The organism is Pseudomonas sp. BN606, assembly GCF_029873115.1.
In the GTDB taxonomy this organism is placed as follows: Bacteria; Pseudomonadota; Gammaproteobacteria; order Pseudomonadales; family Pseudomonadaceae; genus Metapseudomonas.
The window spans coordinates 1-19,245 of record NZ_SSOF01000051.1 but is presented as its reverse complement, the minus strand read 5'-3'; the positions used below and the strand labels follow the sequence as shown (position 1 = coordinate 19,245).

The following is a 19,245-nucleotide window of genomic DNA, read 5'->3' as shown; positions in this document are numbered from 1 at the left end:
TGTAGCCATTACAGGCCAGTGCTGCTGCTTTGGGAATTCGACGTTGAGAGGGGACAACCGGTACCAAAGTAGTAGATCGCCCCGGCCGGCGCCCAATCCGGCAGGGGCAGGCTGCTCACTGGAAGGTCGGTGTGGAAAGGTTGGCCTTCGTCGACAGCAGCGCTACCGGCGCATCTTGCGCTTTCTCAGTTTCTTTATGACTAAGTGCGTGCATTTCATTCCGCCGGGGCACAACGAAAACTCCAGTGTTTCCCGAGCGTTACAGTGCTCCCTGGCAGCGCAGCTAGCCGGCCTTGCGCAGGGCTGCATGCTGGGGGTTGAAGCTCAGCAGCGCGGCCACGGCGAAGACCAGCGTCAGGGTCAGGCAGATGGCGACCGCCAATGTGTTGAAGCGCTCGTAGAGGGCGAAACGCACCATCTCGACTGCGTGGCTGAAGGGGTTGAGTGCGCAGAGCCAGTACAGCCATTCGCTGGCCTCGCGCATCTTCCAAAGCGGATAGAGCGCCGAAGACAGGAAGAACAGCGGGAAGATCACGAAGTTCATCACGCCGGCGAAGTTCTCCAGCTGGCGAATGCCGTTGGAGAGCAGCAGCCCCAGCGCGCTGAGCAGCAACGCCGCCAGCAGCAGCGCCGGCAGCGCCGCGAGCAGGCCGAAGGCCGGCGGTTGTACACCGTAGAGCCAGGCGATGGCGAGGAACGCGTAGACCTGCAGCAGCGAGACCAGCGAAGTGGCCAGCAAGCGTGACGCCAGGAGGAAGGGACGGGGCAGGGGGCTGGTGAGCAGCAGACGCATGCTGCCCATCTCGCGGTCGTAGACCATCGACAGCGAACCCTGCATGCCGTTGAACAGCAGGATCATGCACGCCAGCCCCGGAACTATGTAGGATTCATAGGTGATGTAGGTGTCGTAGGGCTCGATGATGGCGATGCCCAGGGCGGCGCGAAAACCGGCAGCGAACACCAGGAGCCACAGCAGTGGGCGCACCAGGGCGCTGAGGAAACGGGTGCGCTGCAGCACGAAGCGCAGCCACTCGCGCAGCAGGATTCCGCGCAGGCAATTCCAGTAGGCGGTCAGCATGGGAAGGGCTCCGTAATGGTGGCGGGCTTCTGGCGTAGGGTGCGCTGCGCGCACCGAGGTTTCCGCGCGGGTTCTACGGCCAAGTGCTTCGCGTAGGGTACGCCGTGCGCACCGAGCAGGTCCGACAGGGGCCTCATGCCGTCAACCGCTCGTACGTCGCGGCCAGGCCGCCTTCGTGTCCGGCGCTCAGGCTGGCCGCGTTGTCATTGGCTACGATCCGCCCTTGATTGAGCAGGAGCAGACGATCATCGGGCTGGATTTCGTCCAGCAGATGGGTGGTCCAGAGCACGGCGACGCCCTGTTCCCGACAAAGCTGGCGAACATGCTTGTTGAGCCCGTCGCGGCTGGCCGGGTCGAGGCCGGCGCTGGCTTCGTCGAGAAGCAACAGGCGAGGCTCGTGGAGCAGCGCACGGGCGATCTCCACTCGCCGCCGGTGACCTCCATTGAGCAGGCGCACACTGTCGTGCCGACGCGGTCCCAACTGCTGGCGTTCCAGCTCCCGCTCGATACGCTCCGTGGCCAGCTTGCCGGGCAAGCCGTGCAGGGCGGCGTGGTAACGCAGGTTTTGTTCAACGCTGAGGTCCAAGTCCAGCGTGCTCTGCTGGAACACCACCCCGAGTCGTGCAAGGGCTTTGCGCGGCTCCTGCCGCAGCGAGTGGCCGCAGACGCGAATCTCACCCTGGCGCAGGTCGTAGAGTCGAGTGAGCAGTGCGACCAGGGTGGATTTGCCCGCGCCATTGGGACCGAGCAGGGCGGTGAAGCTGCCCGATTCCAGATGGAACCCGACACTGTCCAGGGCTCGGCGCGGGCCGTAGGCAAAGGACACGTCGACCAGATCAAGCGCGTTCACGGTGTCACCACCACGCCCCAGGGGTAACGGCCGACCTTGATCGACCTGGTCACCTTGAGGCTGTCGACATCGATCACCGAGACGTCGCCGCTGATGCCGTTGGTGGCCAGCAGGCGCTTCTCGTCCGGAGTGAACGCCAGGTGCCAGACACGGCGCCCCACCAGCAGGTAGTCGAGGATTTCATAGGTGCTGGTATCGACCACCGCGATGTGGTTGGCCGGCCCCAGCGCAACGAAGGCGTACTTGCCGTCGCGGGTCAGCTTCACCCCTACCGGCTGCACCTTGTCCGGATGCACGCCCTTGATCTGGAACTTGAGCACCTTCTGCACCTTGCGGCTGGCGACGTCCACCACCGTGACCGTGCCGCCGATCTCGGCCGAGGCCCAGAGTTGCTTGCCGTCATGGCTGAATTCCACATGGCGCGGACGCTGGTCCACCAGGGTGTTGTCGATCAGCTTCTGGGTGGATGTGTCGATCCAGTGCAGCATATTGGTGGTTTCGCTGGTGTTGATCGCCCATTTGCCATCCGGGCTTACCGCCATGCCTTCGGGCTCTACGCCCACGTCGATCTGCGCCAGTACCTGGTCGCTCTGGGTGTCGACCACGGTGACCAGGGCGTCGTCTTCGTTGGAGATGTACAGCCAGCGGTCATTGGGGTGCAGGGCGAACTGCTCAGGGTCGGCACCGGAGGGAAGCTCCTTGATGATCTGGCGGGTGGCCAGGTCCATCACCTGCACCGTGTCGGAATCGCTGGCGCAGATGTACAGCAGCTTGTTGTCGCCGGACAGCAGCAGCCCTCGGGGACGCTTGCCGACCGCCAGGCTCCCGATGACCTCGAGGCTGTCCAGGTCGATCACGCTGATGTTGTTGTCCTTTTCGTTGGAAACGTAGGCGGTGGCGGCCAGGGCCTGGCCGGCGAGCAGCAGTAGTGCTGAGCCTATGGCAGCGGCAAGGGGAGCGGGCATGGCGAGTTTCCTTCTTGTTGTGGTCAGTGCGCTGCGGCGAACTGGCGGCAGGTGCTTTCGGGACGGTCGAAGCCGAGGCTGTCCAGCTCGCTTACCGGGTGCAGGAAACCCTCCTGGGGCGAGGTGCTGACCAGGGAGCGGGGATGCACCAGGGGAATGGGCTGGCGCAACTGGCCGTCCCAGTCGCGGTAGCTCAGCTTGCGGCCCTTGAAGCCGTCCAGCGGCAGGTCGGCGGACAGTGCCAGGGTGCGGATGCCTTGAGCGTCGGCGCTCTTCAGGCGGGTCACGGCGCTGGCGATGCTTCGCACGGCGATCCAGGCAGCGAAATCGCGGTCGTTCATCCAGCGCCCGGCCAGCGCTTCAAAACGCTTCTGCAACTGTGCGGCGCCGTAGGTTTCCACTGTCTTGTGCCAACCGGTGGGCGTCAGCCCCTGAGTGCCGGCCACCGGGCGCGGATACCAGGTGTTGTAGGGCAGGTACTCGCCGAAATCGCCGCGCTCGTCTGCCACCAGTACCACATCGTATTCGCTGGTCTGGGTGAAAAGCGGCATCTCCGCCTGGGCGCTGCGGCGCTGGTCGTTATCGAAGGTCCAGGGTTTCTCTTCGACTATTTTCGCGCCGAAACGCCCAGCGGCGCGGCGGATGGCGGCGGCGTAGGCGAGGTCGTCCGGTGCCTGGCCGGTCACCAGCAGCCAGCGCTGCCAGCGGCGGCTGGCGAGGAACTGGGCCAGGGCGTCGGCCAGCATCGCGCGGTTGGGCAGGCTGTGCAGCAGATTGGCGCGACACTGTTCGCCCCGCAGTTCGTCACTGGCGCTACCTGCGTTGAACAGCAGGCTATCGGGGAAGGCGTCAGCCAGTTGCAGCAGCTGCTCCGCCGGGGCGTTGACCACGAACAGCCGCAGACCCTGCTCGTGCAGTTCGTGAGCCTTGGCCAACAACTCATTGGGGGTAGCCGTGCGCACAGTGCTCAGTGAGTAGCGCTGTTCGAGGAAGCGACCGGTGCTGTTGCTGTCGGTTATCGCCAGTTCGGCTCCGCGCAGCCCGGTGTCTTCCGGTTCGGGTATCACGTTGGACAGCAAGGGGCCGCGATCCGGTGTCCAGGCCAGGTAGCCGATGCGAACCTCCAGACCTTCGTCGGCGCGGACTTCGGTGGCGAGAAGGGCGGCGCTGGACAGTGCCAGCAAGTAGGTCAGGCCGTGGAGCAGGTACTGACGCATTTCATGGCTCCTTTGAACGTGGAGCCAGCATAGGAACGAGACGGAGCCTGGGAAATATGAAGAAAGTACCGGTCGTGCGGTACCAAGGTAGTAGAAATCGGCCGGCGATTAGGCCCTAGGATGGCCACACAAAAACCTGAAGGAAGCCGTCCATGCGCATCCTCAAGCACCTGCTGTTGCCGTTGCTACTGATCCTCAGCCTGCTCGGTTTCGACCGCGAAGGGTCCTCCGATTTCCATTACCAGGGCGGCGCACCGGTGTTGCCGGTCATCTGGTTGGATGAGTGAGCCGCGATGTCCGCGCTCTGGCGCATCAACCTGCTGGTCACTCTGTTCTTCGTGCTGGTGGGGGGGGCCTGCCTGGCGCTGTTGCTGCGCCAGGCCGGGCAGGACGTACGCCGTGAACTGATGGCGGCCGAGGCCGTGGTGGAATACCTGCGTGACTCCGCCCGGCGCGATCCCGCCGCGCTCCAGCCGCACCTCACCGGCAATCTGCGCCACGTGCGCGTGCATCGCCTTGACCAGCCGTCCGCCGAACCCGCGCCCGGGCCACTGCAGCGCTGGCTGGCCCATTGGCTGTATCCGGCGGCTGAAGCCAGCGGCGATGTCCTGAGCCTGGTGGATGGCAGCCGCGTGCGGATCAGTGTCGACCCGCGTGACGAAGTGGACGAGATTCGCGACTCCCTGCAGCAACTGCTGGTGCTGTTCGCCATCGCGCTTTGCTTGAGCCTGTGGGCCATCCGCTGGGCGGTGCGACGTGGCCTGCGGGTGCTGGATGAGCTGCTTGGTGCACTGCAGCAAGTATCCCGTGGGGACCTGCAAGCACGCCTTCCCGCGCATTCTTCAGCCGAATCCCAGCGGTTGGCCGGCCACTTCAACCAGATGGCAGCCTGCCTGGAACGGGTCAAGGTGGAGAACGCTGAACTCACCCAGGCGCTGCTGGCACTGCAGGAGCGCGAACGCCGCCAGCTCGCCCAGGCATTGCACGACGACCTCGGTCAGTACCTCGCGGGTATCCGTGCGCAGCTCTTCCTGCTGCGTAGCGTCACGGGGCAGTTGCCGGTGGTTAATCGCACCGCGCAGGCCCTGGAGAACAACTGCCAGCATCTGCAGGATGGCTTCCGCGCCCTGGTGCGCGATCTTTATCCCGTGGTGCTGGAGCGCCTGGAACTGGCCGAGGCGATTCGATTGCTTGGCCAGCAATGGCAAGAGGCCCACGGCATTTCCTGCCGCATGCAGCTGGCCGACGACCTGCCGGCACTCTCGGGTGAAGCCAAGGCCCATCTCTATCGCCTGTTGCAGGAGGCCCTGACCAACGTCGTGCGACATGCCGGTGCCAGCGAAGTGCGAATCCGCCTGCGTACCGGACAGCGGCGCCTGCGTCTGGTCGTGCGGGATGACGGTCGTGGTGCCGAGAGCCTCGGCGGCGGCGGTATCGGCTTGCGCTCGATGCGCGAGCGGGCTCGTTGCCTGGGCGGTGAACTCAGGCTATTGACGCGCCCCGGCGCCGGCCTGGTGCTGTGCCTCAACATTCCTCTGGAGGAGTCAGGACCATGAAAATCCTGCTGGTGGACGACCACGCGGTGGTGCGCCAGGGCTATGCGGCGTTGCTCTGCGCGTTATTGCCGGAAGTGAGCGTCAGCGAAGCGGGCAGTGGTGAAGACGCGTTGCAGAAAGTGCAGGAGGAAATTCCCAACCTGGTCATCATCGATGTCGGCCTGCCTGGTATCAGCGGCCTGGAGACCACCCGCCGCCTGCGTCAGCGCCTGCCGCAGTTGCGCGTGCTGTTCTTCAGCATGCATGACGAGCTGCCCCTGGTGCGTCAGGCGCTGGACACTGGCGCGGCGGGTTACATCACCAAGAGCTCGCCGCCGGAAGTGTTGCTGGAAGCCGTGCGCCGCATCGTCGCGGGGTATCCCTACATCGAGCAACCGCTGGCGACTCAACTGGCCTGCCAGCAAACCGACGACCCACGCCTGCGTGGCATCACCCAACGCGAATTCGAGATTTTCGTCATGCTCGCCCGTGGCGTTCCGGCCCGCGAGATCGCCGAGCGCCTGTGCATCAGTGGCAAGACTGTTTCCAACTACCTGACCCTGTTGAAGAGCAAGTTGCAGGTGGAGTCCCAGGCAGAGCTGGTGCACCTGGCGATCGACACCGGGGTGTTGCGGGTGGCGACGGTTTAGCGCAACAGCGCGTCCCATTCGGTATGTCGGAGTAGGGTGCGCATGGCGCACCCGCGGCTCAACGACGCCCTAGTAGGGTGGGCCATGCGCACCGATGCTCAGTCCCAGCCGCTCGGGCAACCCTTGCAGCCTTCCATGTTGGTGGCCTGGAACGTCGCGTAGTGCCTGCGTGCACCGGTGAGATCTGCATTTTCCAGGTTGGCTTCGCCTATCTTGGCTTCCTGCAGATTGGCGTCGCGCAGGTCGGCGCCCTTGAGATCGGCCTTGCTCAGCCAGGCCATTTCCAGGTCGGCGGCCTGGAGTCTCACCTGATGCATCTTCGCTCCGGAGAAACGGGCGAATTCCAGATAGGCGGCGGAAAGGTCGGCACCCCTGAATTCGGCGGCCTGGGCGAACATGCCCCAGCCCTGGACGGCCACCATGCGACTGCCCGAAAGGTCGGCCAGGCGCAGGTTGGTCTGTTGCAGGCTGGCGCGGGTCAGATTGGCGCCAGCCAGGTGGGCTTTTTCCAGGTTGGCCAGGTCCAGCCGGACGTGGCGCAGGTCGGCGCCCTCAAGGTTGGCGCCTGACAGGTCCATCTTGCTCATGTCCTGGTTGGACAGGTTGGCGCCGCGCAGGTCGGCCCCCGGGCAGCGGCTTTCCGGGACGATGCGGCAGCCGTTGATGACCAGGTCGCCGTCGTCGGCCAACGCGACGCTGCCGGTGACCAGCAGGGCAAGAGGGAGGAACAGGTGCAGGTTGTTCATGGCAGTTTTCCGTTCAGGTCGGGAAAGGAAACCGGGGCCCATGGCCCCGGTCCGTCACTCAGCGTTGTGCGGTCTTGTCCCAGCTCGGCAGCTTGAACACCCAGAAGGAGCCGCCCTGGGCCACGGGCTTGGTCAGGTCGGCCATGTCGCCACCCCAAAGCGGAACCGCACCGCCGTAGCCCACGGTCACACCGATGTACTGCTCGCCGTCCTGTTCCCAGGTGATGGGCGGGGAAACGATGCCGCTGCCGGTCTGGAACTTCCACAGCTCATTGCCGTTCTTGGCGTCGAAGGCCTTGAGGAAACCGTCGCCAGTGCCGGTGAACACCAGGTTGCCCTTGGTGGCCAGCACGCCGGCCCAGAGCGGCAAGCGCTCCTTGTGCTCCCACACGATCTTGCCGGTGGAGGGGTTCATCGCACGCAGGATGCCGACATGGTCGTCATACATGCGCTTGATGCGGAAACCCTGGCCGAGATACGCCGAGCCTTTCTTGTAGGCGACCTCTTCGGTCCAGTAGTCCTCCTTCCAGTGGTTGGCCGGTACGTAGAACAGGCCGGTGTCCTGGCTGTAGGCCATGGGGTTCCAGTTCTTGCCACCCAGGAAAGGGGGCGAGACTTCCACCGCCTTGCCGTGCTTCTGGCCGGGCTCCGGCAATGGCGGGCGCTGGCCGGGGTTCTCCACCGGACGGCCGGTTTTCAGGTCGATGTGGCTGGCCCAGGTGATGTTGTCGACGAAGGGGAAGGCGTTCTGCAGCTTGCCGTTGCTGCGGTCGACCACATAGAAGAAGCCATTGCGGTCGGCGTGGGCGGTGGCCTTGACGGTTTTTCCGTCCTTGCCCTTGTAGTCGAACAGCACCAGTTCGTTGTTGCCGGAGAAGTCCCAGGCATCGTTGGGCGTGTGCTGGTAGAACCATTTCACTTCGCCGGTGCTCGGGTCCACGCCGACCTGGCCGGAGGTGTAGAGGCTGTCGAAGTCCTTCGGGGCGCCGCCGTCGGCGGTGCGTGCCCAGCCGTTCCAGGGCGCCGGGTTGCCGGCACCAACGATGATGGTGTTGGTCTGCGGATCGAAGCTCGCGCTCTGCCAGGGAGCGCCGCCGCCATGGCTCCAGGCTTCCTTCTTGCCGGAGGGATGATTCTTGTCGTCCGGCCAGGACGGTGCCTTGATGTCACCGGTGGGGGTGCTGTCCTTGCCGTTCAAGCGCCCCATGTGGCCTTCGACGAAAGGACGCATCCACACCTCTTCGCCGCTGTCCGGATCGCGTGCGTAGAGTTGGCCGACCACGCCGAACTCGTCGCCTGAGCTGCCGTGGATCAGCAGCACGCGTCCGCTCTTCTGGTCTTTCACGATCGTCGGCGCACCGGTCATGGTGTAGCCGGCCCCGTGCTCGCCGAACTTCTTGTTCCAGACCACCTTGCCGGTCTTCTTGTCGAGTGCGACCACGCGGGCATCCAGGGTGCCGAAGAAGATCTTGTCGCCGTAGATGGCGGCGCCACGGTTGACCACGTCGCAGCAGGGACGAATGTCGTCGGGCAGGCGGTGGTTGTAGGTCCACAGGCGGTGGCCGGTCTTGGCGTCGAGGGCGAAGACGCGGGAATAGGAGGCCGTGACGTAGATCACCCCGTCACTGATGATCGCCTGGGATTCCTGGCCGCGTTGCTTCTCGTCGCCGAAGGAGAAGGACCAGGCGGGCGCCAGCTTGAACACGTTGTCTGCGTTCACCTGGGCCAGAGGGCTCCAGCGTTGGGCGTTGGTGCCCAGGCCGTACTGCAACACGTCGCTGGTGGTCTGGTGGTCGTTGGCGATGTCGTCCCAGGTGACGGTCTTGGCGAGGGCGCCGCCGGCAGCGGCCAGGCCTCCCACCAGCAAGAGGCAGCGGATGGCGGTCGAAAGCGGGCTGGCAGGTAAGGGTAGCGATCTTGTTGTCATGGTTGCGATTCCCATAGTCGATGGATACGGGGCCATCTGCTGGCCCGGCGTCTCGAATGGTGGGATTCGCGTCGTCACCTTGATACGGAAAAGCTCCCGCGCTTGCCGGGAAAACTTCCCGCTGCGGCCATGATTTGGCACTGCTGCCAAAGCCGCTGCCGATACCTGCCAAGGCATTGCGACAAAGGGGCAGGGCGCCTGCGACCACACAAGGTAGTGGTCCGGCGCTACCAAGGTAGTAAGGCCGCGCGGGGCTCATGGCCCTAGTCTGACTCGCAGGGGAACCGACAAGAGGATTCCGTCATGGCTGCTATCAAACATCTTCTTTTACCGCTCCTGGTCGTCTGCTGCCTGCTCGAATTCGAGCTGGCCAGGGCCGCAAGCGTCCCCTCCCGGCACATCCCTCATTCGCTGGACCTGACCCCCTCCATCTCGACCTCTTGCTCCCGGGCCAACTGAAAGGCCGACCTGCTTTCCAATCGCATAAGTACCAGCGAGCTGGCGAATCGCTTTTTGTGGTTCGCCAGCTCGCTGGCGCCTGCGTTATCGACCTTTGCGTGGAAATTTCTTCACCGGCCTCCGCTCGCACTACTACCAAGGGAGGAGTGCCAGGCCACCAAAGCAGGATGGGGAGCTTGCAAGGGGCTTCTTACCATTTCCTCACAGCGCTCCCACCGGGGCGCCGCCTTGCACAGCTAATGAGGATGTACGTGATGAACAAGAACAGCGCACTGCGCGGCCTCGCACTCCTGGCCGGCTTTACCCTCAGCGGAATCGTACTGGCCCATGGCGACGTGGTGCCCCAGGCAGTCAACACCCAAGGTCTGGAGGAACTGGGCAAGGAATGGCGCGAAGAAAACCCCTATCGCGCGCCTTATGCCAATCACCACCTGGCCGTTGAGATCGGTTCGTCTGCCTACAACCAGAACTGCGCCCGCTGCCACGGCCTGGAAGCCAAGTCCGGCGGCATCGCCCCCGACCTGCGCTACCTGGAAACCGACGCCAGCGGCGATGAGTGGTTCAAGGAGCGGGTGATCAACGGCGCCGTGCGCGACGGCGCGGTGTACATGCCGAAGATGGCCGACTTCCTCAGCCAGGAAGCCCTCTGGGCCATCCGCACCTACCTGGAAAGCGTGCACGTGGACGAGTAATCGCCATGCGCCTGCTGGTTCTGTTGTGCTGGCTGCTGTGCTTGCCCCTGGTGCAGGCACAGGTACGCCCCTATGACGACATTGTCGACTCGGGTGTGCTGCGGGTGGCCGTCTACGAGAACTTCGCGCCCTACAGCTTCAAGGATGGCGACCAGGCGCGCGGGGTTGATATCGACCTTGCCAATGCCCTTGCGGAGGGGCTTGGACTGAAGCTGGAACTGCTCTGGGTCACCCCGGGAGAAAGGCTCGACGATGACCTGCGCAATTTTGTCTGGAAGGGGCACTACATGCGTCCAGGTGTGCTCGCCGATGTGATGCTGCGAGTGCCCTACGACCGCGATTACTCGCAAAAGCGCAACGATGTGGGCGAGCTGGCCAACGAGCAGGTAGTAATGTTCGGCCCCTATCAGCGTGAGCGCTGGCAGGTTGCCTATGACAGTCGTCGACTGCCGGAAGTGCCAACTATCGGCGTGTTCCAGTTCCATCCCATCGGCGTCGAGTTGGAAAGCGTGCCGTCCTTCTATCTCACCTCGGTGTTCGCCGGGCGTCTGGCGCGCAACACCCATCACTTCCCGGGAACGGCTGCGGCCTTCGAAGGAATGCGCAAGGGCGAGGTGGATGCCGTGATGGCTCTGCGTGGGGAGCTGGACTGGCTGCAGCACGAGGCCCACGACCCGCAGATCCGCAATGCCGACAATACCTATCCCAACCTCGGCCAACCCGAATGGGACATCGGCATGGCGGTTCACGAAAGCAATCGCCAACTGGCCAATGCCCTGGAGGAAACCCTCGATGGCATGGTGCGCGACGGTCGCATGGACAAGCTCTATGCCTCATACGGCCTGCATTACGAGCTACCGGGGTTCTATCAGGACGTTCAATAGCCGGAGGTGCGGGATGCACAGGCGTTCGTTGCTGTTGTTGGGGTTGCTCGGGACCAGCGCGCCACTCTGGGGGGCTGGTCAGGATCCGGTAGAGTCGGTCATGTGGGACTACTTCCACCAGCGCCTCCTGGGTGGCCAACCATTCGTTCACGACCCGAAGGTGGTGCTTGAAGCGCCACCCTTCGCCGAGGACTCGCGCCAGGTACCGATCCAGGTCGACGCACGTGCCTTTGCCGGACAGGTGGTGAAAATCATGGCCTGGGCCGAACTCAATCCGATTCCGCAGATATTCGTATTCCAGCCCGGTGGGCGGGTGGAACCTGCGCTGGCCATTCGCATCCGCGTCCAGCAGGCCACGCCCATCCGCGCCGCCGTACTCACCCGTGACGGCCTCTGGCACATCGGCTCCACCCATGTCGACGCGGCGGGTGGCGGCTGCACGGCACCCAGCGTAGTGCGTGCCCAGGCCGGCTGGGAGGATCGGCTCGGCCAGGTCCACGCTGGCCGCTTCCTCCTTGGCGACAGCAGTCGCCTGCGCATGCGCATCGACCACCCGATGGACAACGGCCTGGTCGGCGGCATCCCCGAGTTCTTCATCAACCAGGTCGAATTGCGTGACGTCAGGGGCAAGGTGCTGGCCAACCTGGAACTGTTTCCGGCGGTCAGCGAGAACCCGACCATCAGCCTGGAAGTGCAGGAGGATGAGCAAGCACGGCTGTGGCTGCGGGACAACAATGGCAACGAGTTCGAGGCCAGCTTCTAGGGAGAGATCATGCGCTTGATCGTTTTTCTGCTGGCCTGCATCGTCTGCACCGCCCAGGCTGGCCAGGACTATGCCCTCAGTCCCAGGCAGATCGCCGAGGACACCTGGCTGCTGGAAGGCAGCACCGGCAACTTCGACAAGGCCAACGGCGGCAACATCGTCAACACCGGCTTCATCGTTACCGATGCGGGCGTCGTGGTGATCGACACCGGGCCATCGAGGGCCTATGGCGAGGCCATGCGCCGCGTGATCACACAGGTAACGGACCAGCCCGTGGCCCTGGTGCTCCTGACCCATCATCACCCGGATCATGTGCTGGGCAACCAGGCATTCACGGATGTCCCCATCGCCGCGCTGGCCGGTACCCGCAAGCTGCTGGACGAGCAGGGCAACGCGATGGCGGAGAACATGTACCGCCTGGTCGGCGACTGGATGCGCGGCACTGAAGTTGTCCTGCCGACTGAAACGCTGGAACCCAGTGTGCGTGAAGTCGGCGGCCACAGGCTGAGATTGCTGGCCTTGCGTGGTCACACCGGCGCCGACCTCGCCGTGCTGGATGAACGCACCGGCGTGCTGTTCGCCGGCGACCTGGTGTTCTACCAGCGCGCCCTGACCACACCCAATAGTCCAGGGCTGGATGCCTGGCTTGCGGATATCGCCACACTGCAGTCGCTACCCTGGAAAACCTTGGTGCCCGGCCACGGGCCCGTCAGCCATGACAAGGCGCCATTCGAACAGATGCGTGACTATCTGGGCTGGCTGGATGGCTTGCTGAAGGAGGCGGCAGGGAAGGGGGAGAACATGAACGAAGTGATCCGCTCACCGATTCCCCAGCGTTTCGCCTCGGTGAACCTGAGCCGCTACGAGCTGATCCGCACGGTCAGCCATCTGTACCCGAAGTACGAACTGGCGCGGATGCCGAGGGTGGATAGCGCGACGGAATGAAGGAGGCCGGTGCGCATGGCGCACCAGAGGTCTTGCGCAAGGGGTTCCGTGCGCGCAGCGCAACTTGCGGAGGGTTAAACCAGCTCCGCGTGCTTCAGTTCGCTCTTCAGGTAGGCGTAGTAGATCGGCGCCGCCACCAGTCCCTGCAAGCCGAAGATCGCCTCGAACGCGAGCATCGCCAGCAGCAGTTCCCAAGCCTTGGCACTGATCTGCCCGCCGACGATGCGGGCGTTGAGGAAGTACTCAAGCTTGTGGATGGCGATCAGATAACCCAGCGCGCCGACTGCCACCCAGAGCGACACCGAGAACCCGGCGATGAAGATCAAGGTGTTGGACATCAGGTTGCCGATCACCGGCAGGAGTCCGAGCAGGAAGGTCAGCAGGATCAGGACCTTGGTCAGTGGCATATGGATGTCCATCAGCGGCAGCACCACCGCAAGGAAAATGCCAGTGAGGGTGGTGTTGACCAGGGAAATCTTGATCTGCGCGAAGACGATGTTGCGGAAGGCGGTGACCAGGAGGGCCATGCGCTCCAGCAGCACGCGGCTGAGCGGACGCAAGGTCTCGAAGTTGGGGATGGGCTGCAGCGCAATGATGGCGCCGAGGATCATGCCGATCAGCATGGTCACGAAGGTGTGCGCCGCCCCCTTGCCCAGCAACTGCAGCTGCCCGACGTGGGCGCGCAGCCAATCCATCAGTTCGCGGCGTAGGTCATCGGCGCTGGCCGGCAGGTAGTTCTCGACGGACGCCGGCAGCTGTGCGCGTGCCTGTTCGGTGAGGGTGATGAATTTCTCCAGCAGCTGGCCGGGGTTGTGCACCTCCTGCATCACCACGCCGGCGATCCACACGAAGAACAGCGATAACAGACTCACCACCAGCGTGCCGAGCAATGCCACCGCCAGCCAACGGGCGCGGCGACCGCCGGGAATCACCGGTTGCAGGCGGGGCGCGAGGCTGATTACCAGTTCATAGACCAGCAGCCCGGACAGTAGGGACGGCAGGAGCCGGAAAGGCAGTACCAGTAGCAGGCCGAGGAGAACGATGGCCCAGCTGGCCAGGAGCAGTTGACGATCACTGAAGACTTGCATAGGTCCCGGGACGTTGGAGTGCGAAGCAGGGGCGGCAGTCTGCCAGTGGTAGGCGCCGCAGCACAATCGGCAGCTGAAGTATGCGGGGGATTGGCGGTATTGCTACCAACGGAGTAGGAAAATCAGCACTGCGTCCAATTGTTGGTCTGGCGCGGCAAACCAAGAATTTGCGGCAGACCGGGAAATTTTCCCGGATCACAACAACAAGCCCGCAGAGGTAGCCGTCAATGAAGCTCGCCACACTCAAACCGCCTTTTGCCCTGACGCTGCTCGGTGTCGCGCTGGTGCTGTCCAGCAGCCTGGCGTTGGCCGGTGTCACCGACAAGGACATCCTCGATGACGCCAAATCCACCGATCAGGTGGTGACCAACGGTCTGGGCCTGCAAGGTCAGCGCTACAGCACCCTGGAAGCTCTCAACAGCGAAAACGTGCAGCAACTGCGCCCGGTATGGGCACTGTCCTTCGGCGGTGAGAAGCAGCGTGGCCAACAGGCCCAGCCGCTGGTCAAGGATGGCGTGATGTACGTCACCGGTTCCTACTCGCGTGTCTTCGCCGTCGACGCCCGCACCGGCAAGAAACTCTGGCAATACGATGCCCGCCTGCCTGACGGCATCATGCCCTGCTGTGACGTCATCAACCGCGGCGTCGCCCTGTACGACGACCTGGTGATCTTCGGCACGCTCGACGCCAAGTTGGTGGCACTGAACAAGGACACCGGCAAGGTGGTCTGGCGCAAGACCGTGGCCGACTACAAGGCCGGCTACTCCATCTCTGCCGCACCGCTGGTGGTGAAAGGCAAGCTGATCACCGGCGTCGCCGGTGGCGAGTTCGGCGTGGTGGGCAAGATCGAGGCCTACAACCCGAAGAACGGTGAGCTGCTCTGGACCCGTCCGACCGTAGAAGGCCACATGGGTTATGTCTACAAGGATGGCAAGCAGGTGGAGAACGGTATCTCCGGTGGCCAGCCCGGCAAGACCTGGCCCGGCGACCTGTGGAAGACCGGCGGTGCCGCGCCCTGGCTGGGCGGCTACTACGACCCGGACACCGACACCCTGCTGATCGGTACCGGCAACCCCTCGCCCTGGAACTCCCACCTGCGTCCGGGGGACAACCTGTATTCCTCTTCGCGCCTCGCCCTGAATCCGGAAGACGGTTCCATCAAGTGGCACTTCCAGACCACGCCGCACGACGGCTGGGACTTCGACGGCGTCAACGAACTGGTGTCCTTCGACTACAAGGATGGCGGCACGACCGTGAAAGCGGCAGCCACCGCCGACCGCAACGGCTTCTTCTACGTTCTGGATCGCACCAACGGCAAGTTCATCCGTGGCTTCCCGTTCGTTGACACCGTCACCTGGGCCAAGGGCCTGGACAAGGAAGGCCGTCCGATCTACGACGACGCCAAACGCCCCGGCGCGCCGGGCGGTGACGGTAAGCACGGTAGTTCGGTGTTCGTCGCGCCGTCCTTCCTGGGGGGCAAGAACTGGATGCCCATGGCTTACAGCCAGGACACCGGCCTGTTCTACGTGCCGTCCAACGAGTGGGGCATGGACATGTGGAACGAGAACATCTCCTACAAGAAGGGCGCGGCCTACCTGGGCGCCGGTTTCACCATCAAGCCGCTGAACGAGGATTACATCGGCGTGCTGCGTGCCATCGATCCCAAATCCGGCAAGGAAGTCTGGCGCTACAAGAACTATGCGCCGCTCTGGGGCGGTGTGCTGGCGACCAAGGGCAACCTGGTGTTCACCGGCAACCCCGAGGGCTACCTGATGGCCTTCGACGCCAAGACCGGCAAGAAGCTCTATGAGTTCAACACCGGTTCCGGCGTGATCGGTTCGCCCATCACCTGGGAAATGGACGGTGAGCAGTACGTCTCCGTGCTGTCCGGCTGGGGTGGCGCGGTGCCGCTCTGGGGTGGCGAGGTGGCCAAACGCATCAAGGACCTGAACCAGGGCGGCATGCTCTGGACCTTCAAGCTGCCCAAGGCAGATGTCGTAGCCAAGCGCTGATGCGCAACAAGGCCCGCTCCGGCGGGCCTTTTCTTTCCGGGACGACATGAACGGTGCGCGCAGCGCACCCACCTGGACCTGGCCGTAGGGGGCACCATGGGCACCGCGATGCGGTTATGGCCGTTGTTCCCCTTGGTACTACGACCAAGGAACCATGTCGCCAGATAGCAATTCGCCGCTTAATACCCGGAAACAACAAAGGGACAAGCGATGCGCAACTGCCTGATCCACAGTTTCCTGATCCTCTCTATCGCTGGCGTCGTTACCCTGGCTGGCCTGCCGCCCTGGCTGGGCATTCTGGTTCTGGTGCCGCTTCCCTGGCTGTTCCGCCAAAAGCTCCAGGCGCCGACAAAGGTGGAGGAGGGGGCCGACCTTTCCCGGCTGACCCGCGACCTTTCCCGCAGCACCAGCCACAACGCGCTGTCCGCCGCCGGCGTGGCCTGGTCGGTGGATCGTCTGGCCGAACGCCTCAAGTCTCAATTGCAGGCTGCCGAACGTATCGTCGGCAGCGCCGAGGTGATGATCTCCACCGAGGCGGCTACGTCCGAACTCAGCCAGCAGGCGTTCGCTGCTGCCCACGATGTGCGCCAGAGCGGCGATGAGGGTCGCGAAGTGCTGCGGCAGGCGATCGAACTCATGCAGCAACTGAGTCTCAGGGCCGGCGCCAGCCGCGAGTTGATTGCCACGCTCAGCCAGCGCAGCGAGGAGATCCAGCAGGTGGCCCAGGTCATCCAGTCCATCGCCAGCCAGACCAACCTGCTGGCGCTGAACGCTGCCATCGAGGCGGCACGAGCTGGCGAGCATGGTCGTGGCTTCGCCGTGGTGGCAGACGAGGTACGTGGTCTGGCCGGGCGTACGGCCAGTGCTACCGGTGAAGTGGGGCAGATGGTGGCCGACATCCAGCGGCAGACCTCATTGGTGGTCGAGCAGATCCAGCAACTCTCCAGCGACCTGGAGGCCGGTGTCGGCCAGGTCGAGCTGACTGGCCGCCAGTTGGAGAAGATCGCCGGTCTGGCCGCAGCGGTGGAAGGGCAGGTGGACCAGATCGCCCATGGTGCCCGTACCAACCGTGACCAGCTCGCCGGGCTGTTCGAGGCAGTGGGGCAGATGCGCCGTGACCTCGGTGACAGTGATGAACAGACTCGCCGCCTGGCCGGGGCGGCCAGCCAGCTGGAGGGACAGGCCGAGACCATCAGCGAGCGACTGGCGGAAGTGGGACTGGATGACTATCACCAGCGCATCTACGACCTGGCCCGCGAAGGTGCCAGTGCCATCGCTGCGCGCTTCGAGCGGGACGTGCAGGAAGGGCGCATCAGCCTCGACGATCTCTTCGACCGCCGCTTCCAGGTGGTGCCCGGAACCTATCCGCAGAAGTACAGCTCGCGTTTCGACCGCTACACCGACCAGGTCCTGCCGGATATCCAGGAATCGCTGCTCACGCAACATGAGGGGCTGGTCTTCGCCATCGCCTGCACCCAGGAAGGCTACGTGCCGACCCACAACAAAGCCTTCAGCCAGGCACCTTGCGGCGATCCGGAGCAGGACATGGCGTGCAGTCGCAGTAAACGCATGTTCAACGACCGCACCGGCCTGCGCTGTGGGAGCCACCAACAGCCGCTGCTGCTGCAGACCTACACCCGCGATACCGGGGAACTGATGCACGATCTCTCGGTGCCGATCATCGTCCGGGAACGGCACTGGGGTGGGTTGCGCCTGGGGTATAGGCCGGAACAGGCGGCCGCAACTCCGACGGCGATAAGAGAGGCTCTGGCGCGGGCCTGAGCGCCCGCAATCTACTACCAAATGAGGAGGGTCTCTGTCCCATGTGCGCATACCGGGGGGTGGTGTCGGCTGACTAAGATCGGTCCACAACCTGCCCGGCCGGGCGGGTCCCGACCAGAGAGAGCATCGCCATGATCTATGCACAACCAGGCACTCCCGGCGCCGTCATCACCTTCAAGCCTCGCTATGGCAACTACATCGGCGGCGAGTTCGTCGCACCGGTGGGTGGTGAATACTTCACCAACACCTCGCCCGTGAACGGCGAGGTGATTGCCGAATTCCCCCGTTCCACTGCCGCCGACGTCGAGAAAGCACTGGACGCCGCCCATGCCGCCGCCGATGCCTGGGGCCGCACCTCGGTCCAGGATCGCGCCCTGATCCTGCTGAAAATCGCCGACCGTATCGAGCAGAACCTGGAAGTCCTGGCCGTCACCGAAACCTGGGACAATGGCAAGGCCGTGCGTGAAACCCTGAATGCCGACGTGCCGCTGGCCGCCGATCACTTCCGCTACTTCGCTGGCTGCATCCGCGCCCAGGAAGGATCCGCTGCCGAGATCAACGAACACACGGCCGCCTACCACTTCCACGAACCGCTGGGCGTGGTCGGCCAGATCATCCCGTGGAACTTCCCGCTGCTGATGGCCGCCTGGAAGCTGGCCCCGGCCCTGGCCGCCGGCAACTGCGTGGTACTGAAACCCGCCGAGCAAACACCGCTGGGCATTACCGTGCTGATGGAGCTCATCGGCGACCTGCTGCCAGCCGGTGTGCTCAACGTGGTGCAAGGCTTCGGCAAGGAAGCGGGCGAGGCCCTGGCCACCAGCAAGCGCATCGCCAAGATCGCCTTCACCGGCTCCACCCCGGTGGGTTCGCACATCCTCAAGTGCGCCGCCGAGAACATCATCCCCTCCACCGTGGAGCTGGGTGGCAAGAGCCCGAACATCTACTTCGAAGACATCATGCAGGCCGAGCCGGCCTTCATCGAAAAGGCCGCCGAAGGCCTGGTCCTGGCCTTCTTCAACCAGGGTGAAGTCTGCACTTGCCCGTCCCGCGCCCTGGTGCAGGAATCCATCTACCCGGCGTTCATGGCCGAGGTGATGAAGAAGGTCAAAGCCATCAAGCGTGGCGACCCGCTGGACACCGACACCATGGTCGGCGCCCAGGCTTCGCAACAGCAGTTCGAGAAGATCCTCTCCTACCTCGACATCGCCCAGCAGGAAGGCGCGGAAGTGCTCACTGGCGGCGCGGTGGAAAAACTGGAAGGCAACCTGTCCACCGGTTACTACATCCAGCCGACGCTGCTGAAAGGCCACAACAAGATGCGTGTGTTCCAGGAGGAAATCTTCGGCCCGGTGGTGGGCGTCACCACCTTCAAGGACGAAGCCGAAGCCCTGGCGATCGCCAACGACACCGAGTTCGGCCTGGGTGCCGGTCTCTGGACCCGCGACATCAACCGCGCCTACCGCATGGGCCGTGGCATCAAGGCTGGCCGCGTGTGGACCAACTGCTACCACCTGTACCCGGCACACGCCGCGTTCGGTGGCTACAAGAAGTCTGGCGTTGGCCGTGAAACCCACAAGATGATGCTCGACCACTACCAGCAGACCAAGAACCTGCTGGTGAGCTACGACATCAATCCGCTGGGCTTCTTCTGA

Annotated in this window: 17 protein-coding genes; 10 read left to right on the top strand and 7 right to left on the bottom strand. The window is 64.0% G+C overall.

The genetic code is table 11. From position 1 onward, the window contains the following. Window positions 1–283: 283 nt before the first annotated feature. From E8E75_RS07575 to E8E75_RS07560, 4 genes are all read right to left on the bottom strand, one after another. Window positions 284–1,075, bottom strand: coding sequence for an ABC transporter permease (locus E8E75_RS07575; protein WP_280358450.1), 792 nt, complete (start codon window positions 1,073–1,075; stop codon window positions 284–286). A 136-nt stretch (window positions 1,076–1,211) separates the two neighbouring features. Next, complete coding sequence (locus E8E75_RS07570) at window positions 1,212–1,928, bottom strand: ABC transporter ATP-binding protein (protein ID WP_280358437.1); 717 nt, start codon at window positions 1,926–1,928, stop codon at window positions 1,212–1,214. Further along, on the bottom strand, window positions 1,925–2,893 hold the full coding sequence (locus tag E8E75_RS07565) for a YVTN family beta-propeller repeat protein (RefSeq protein ID WP_280358435.1): 969 nt from the start codon (window positions 2,891–2,893) through the stop codon (window positions 1,925–1,927). Before E8E75_RS07565 ends, E8E75_RS07570 begins: the two co-directional genes overlap by 4 nt. 23 nt (window positions 2,894–2,916) lie before the next feature. Then, on the bottom strand, window positions 2,917–4,110 hold the full coding sequence (locus tag E8E75_RS07560; protein WP_280358434.1) for an ABC transporter substrate-binding protein: 1,194 nt from the start codon (window positions 4,108–4,110) through the stop codon (window positions 2,917–2,919). Window positions 4,111–4,262: 152 nt separating this feature from the next. Between E8E75_RS07560 and E8E75_RS07555 the strand changes: the two genes are divergently transcribed. The 3 genes from E8E75_RS07555 to E8E75_RS07545 are packed head-to-tail and all read left to right on the top strand — an operon-like array spanning window position 4,263 to window position 6,295. After that, window positions 4,263–4,397, top strand: coding sequence for a hypothetical protein (locus E8E75_RS07555; protein ID WP_256660951.1), 135 nt, complete (start codon window positions 4,263–4,265; stop codon window positions 4,395–4,397). A gap of 6 nt (window positions 4,398–4,403) precedes the next feature. Then, window positions 4,404–5,666 (top strand): ATP-binding protein, encoded by a 1,263-nt coding sequence (locus E8E75_RS07550; protein WP_280358432.1) that lies wholly within the window; start codon window positions 4,404–4,406, stop codon window positions 5,664–5,666. Continuing rightward, on the top strand, window positions 5,663–6,295 hold the full coding sequence (locus E8E75_RS07545; RefSeq protein ID WP_120650959.1) for a response regulator transcription factor: 633 nt from the start codon (window positions 5,663–5,665) through the stop codon (window positions 6,293–6,295). The genes E8E75_RS07550 and E8E75_RS07545 overlap by 4 nt, the downstream gene beginning before the upstream one ends. A gap of 98 nt (window positions 6,296–6,393) precedes the next feature. On the opposite strand, the gene E8E75_RS07540 is transcribed toward E8E75_RS07545, so the two are convergent. Both E8E75_RS07540 and exaA read right to left on the bottom strand, forming a co-directional pair. Then, entirely contained in the window at window positions 6,394–7,041 is a 648-nt protein-coding gene (locus tag E8E75_RS07540; RefSeq protein WP_120650960.1) for a pentapeptide repeat-containing protein, read from the bottom strand. 58 nt (window positions 7,042–7,099) lie between these two features. Further along, a complete protein-coding gene (exaA, locus tag E8E75_RS07535) occupies window positions 7,100–8,968 on the bottom strand; it encodes a quinoprotein ethanol dehydrogenase (protein WP_280358430.1) in 1,869 nt (622 codons plus the stop codon). Window positions 8,969–9,681: 713 nt separating this feature from the next. On the opposite strand from exaA, the gene pedF reads away from it, so the two are divergent. The 4 genes from pedF to E8E75_RS07515 are packed head-to-tail and all read left to right on the top strand — an operon-like array spanning window position 9,682 to window position 12,711. Beyond that, the gene (gene pedF, locus E8E75_RS07530; protein ID WP_280358428.1) at window positions 9,682–10,119 is read left to right on the top strand and encodes a cytochrome c-550 PedF; all 438 of its coding nucleotides are present in this window, start codon (window positions 9,682–9,684) and stop codon (window positions 10,117–10,119) included. Window positions 10,120–10,124: 5 nt separating this feature from the next. Next, on the top strand, window positions 10,125–11,003 hold the full coding sequence (locus tag E8E75_RS07525) for an ABC transporter substrate-binding protein (RefSeq protein ID WP_153919695.1): 879 nt from the start codon (window positions 10,125–10,127) through the stop codon (window positions 11,001–11,003). A gap of 13 nt (window positions 11,004–11,016) precedes the next feature. Further along, window positions 11,017–11,766 (top strand): quinoprotein dehydrogenase-associated SoxYZ-like carrier, encoded by a 750-nt coding sequence (locus E8E75_RS07520; RefSeq protein WP_280358427.1) that lies wholly within the window; start codon window positions 11,017–11,019, stop codon window positions 11,764–11,766. A 9-nt stretch (window positions 11,767–11,775) separates the two neighbouring features. After that, window positions 11,776–12,711, top strand: coding sequence for a quinoprotein relay system zinc metallohydrolase 1 (locus tag E8E75_RS07515; protein WP_280358425.1), 936 nt, complete (start codon window positions 11,776–11,778; stop codon window positions 12,709–12,711). 74 nt (window positions 12,712–12,785) lie between these two features. Here E8E75_RS07515 and E8E75_RS07510 read toward each other — a convergent pair whose 3' ends face one another. After that, entirely contained in the window at window positions 12,786–13,799 is a 1,014-nt protein-coding gene (locus tag E8E75_RS07510; RefSeq protein WP_120650966.1) for a hypothetical protein, read from the bottom strand. A gap of 227 nt (window positions 13,800–14,026) precedes the next feature. On the opposite strand from E8E75_RS07510, the gene E8E75_RS07505 reads away from it, so the two are divergent. The 3 genes from E8E75_RS07505 to E8E75_RS07495 all read left to right on the top strand — a co-directional run bounded on the left by E8E75_RS07505 (window position 14,027) and on the right by E8E75_RS07495 (window position 19,245). Next, the gene (locus E8E75_RS07505; RefSeq protein ID WP_120650967.1) at window positions 14,027–15,811 is read left to right on the top strand and encodes a methanol/ethanol family PQQ-dependent dehydrogenase; all 1,785 of its coding nucleotides are present in this window, start codon (window positions 14,027–14,029) and stop codon (window positions 15,809–15,811) included. 210 nt (window positions 15,812–16,021) lie between these two features. Next, window positions 16,022–17,593, top strand: a complete 1,572-nt coding sequence (locus E8E75_RS07500) for a methyl-accepting chemotaxis protein (protein WP_120650968.1) — start codon at window positions 16,022–16,024, stop codon at window positions 17,591–17,593. A gap of 131 nt (window positions 17,594–17,724) precedes the next feature. Further along, window positions 17,725–19,245 carry an aldehyde dehydrogenase family protein gene (locus E8E75_RS07495; RefSeq protein ID WP_280358423.1) on the top strand — a complete coding sequence of 507 codons (1,521 nt, stop codon included), beginning with the start codon at window positions 17,725–17,727 and terminating at the stop codon, window positions 19,243–19,245.

Excerpts from the sequence above, each read along its gene's own strand:
- E8E75_RS07565 (WP_280358435.1), bottom strand. The coding sequence starts at position 2,893 with ATGCCCGCTCCCCTTGCCGCTGCCATAGGCTCAGCACTACTGCTGCTC.
- E8E75_RS07560 (WP_280358434.1), bottom strand. The coding sequence starts at position 4,110 with ATGCGTCAGTACCTGCTCCACGGCCTGACCTACTTGCTGGCACTGTCC.
- E8E75_RS07555 (WP_256660951.1), top strand. The coding sequence starts at position 4,263 with ATGCGCATCCTCAAGCACCTGCTGTTGCCGTTGCTACTGATCCTCAGC.
- E8E75_RS07550 (WP_280358432.1), top strand. The coding sequence starts at position 4,404 with ATGTCCGCGCTCTGGCGCATCAACCTGCTGGTCACTCTGTTCTTCGTG.
- E8E75_RS07545 (WP_120650959.1), top strand. The coding sequence starts at position 5,663 with ATGAAAATCCTGCTGGTGGACGACCACGCGGTGGTGCGCCAGGGCTAT.
- E8E75_RS07540 (WP_120650960.1), bottom strand. The coding sequence starts at position 7,041 with ATGAACAACCTGCACCTGTTCCTCCCTCTTGCCCTGCTGGTCACCGGC.
- exaA (WP_280358430.1), bottom strand. The coding sequence starts at position 8,968 with ATGACAACAAGATCGCTACCCTTACCTGCCAGCCCGCTTTCGACCGCC.
- pedF (WP_280358428.1), top strand. The coding sequence starts at position 9,682 with ATGAACAAGAACAGCGCACTGCGCGGCCTCGCACTCCTGGCCGGCTTT.
- E8E75_RS07525 (WP_153919695.1), top strand. The coding sequence starts at position 10,125 with ATGCGCCTGCTGGTTCTGTTGTGCTGGCTGCTGTGCTTGCCCCTGGTG.
- E8E75_RS07520 (WP_280358427.1), top strand. The coding sequence starts at position 11,017 with ATGCACAGGCGTTCGTTGCTGTTGTTGGGGTTGCTCGGGACCAGCGCG.
- E8E75_RS07515 (WP_280358425.1), top strand. The coding sequence starts at position 11,776 with ATGCGCTTGATCGTTTTTCTGCTGGCCTGCATCGTCTGCACCGCCCAG.
- E8E75_RS07510 (WP_120650966.1), bottom strand. The coding sequence starts at position 13,799 with ATGCAAGTCTTCAGTGATCGTCAACTGCTCCTGGCCAGCTGGGCCATC.
- E8E75_RS07505 (WP_120650967.1), top strand. The coding sequence starts at position 14,027 with ATGAAGCTCGCCACACTCAAACCGCCTTTTGCCCTGACGCTGCTCGGT.
- E8E75_RS07500 (WP_120650968.1), top strand. The coding sequence starts at position 16,022 with ATGCGCAACTGCCTGATCCACAGTTTCCTGATCCTCTCTATCGCTGGC.
- E8E75_RS07495 (WP_280358423.1), top strand. The coding sequence starts at position 17,725 with ATGATCTATGCACAACCAGGCACTCCCGGCGCCGTCATCACCTTCAAG.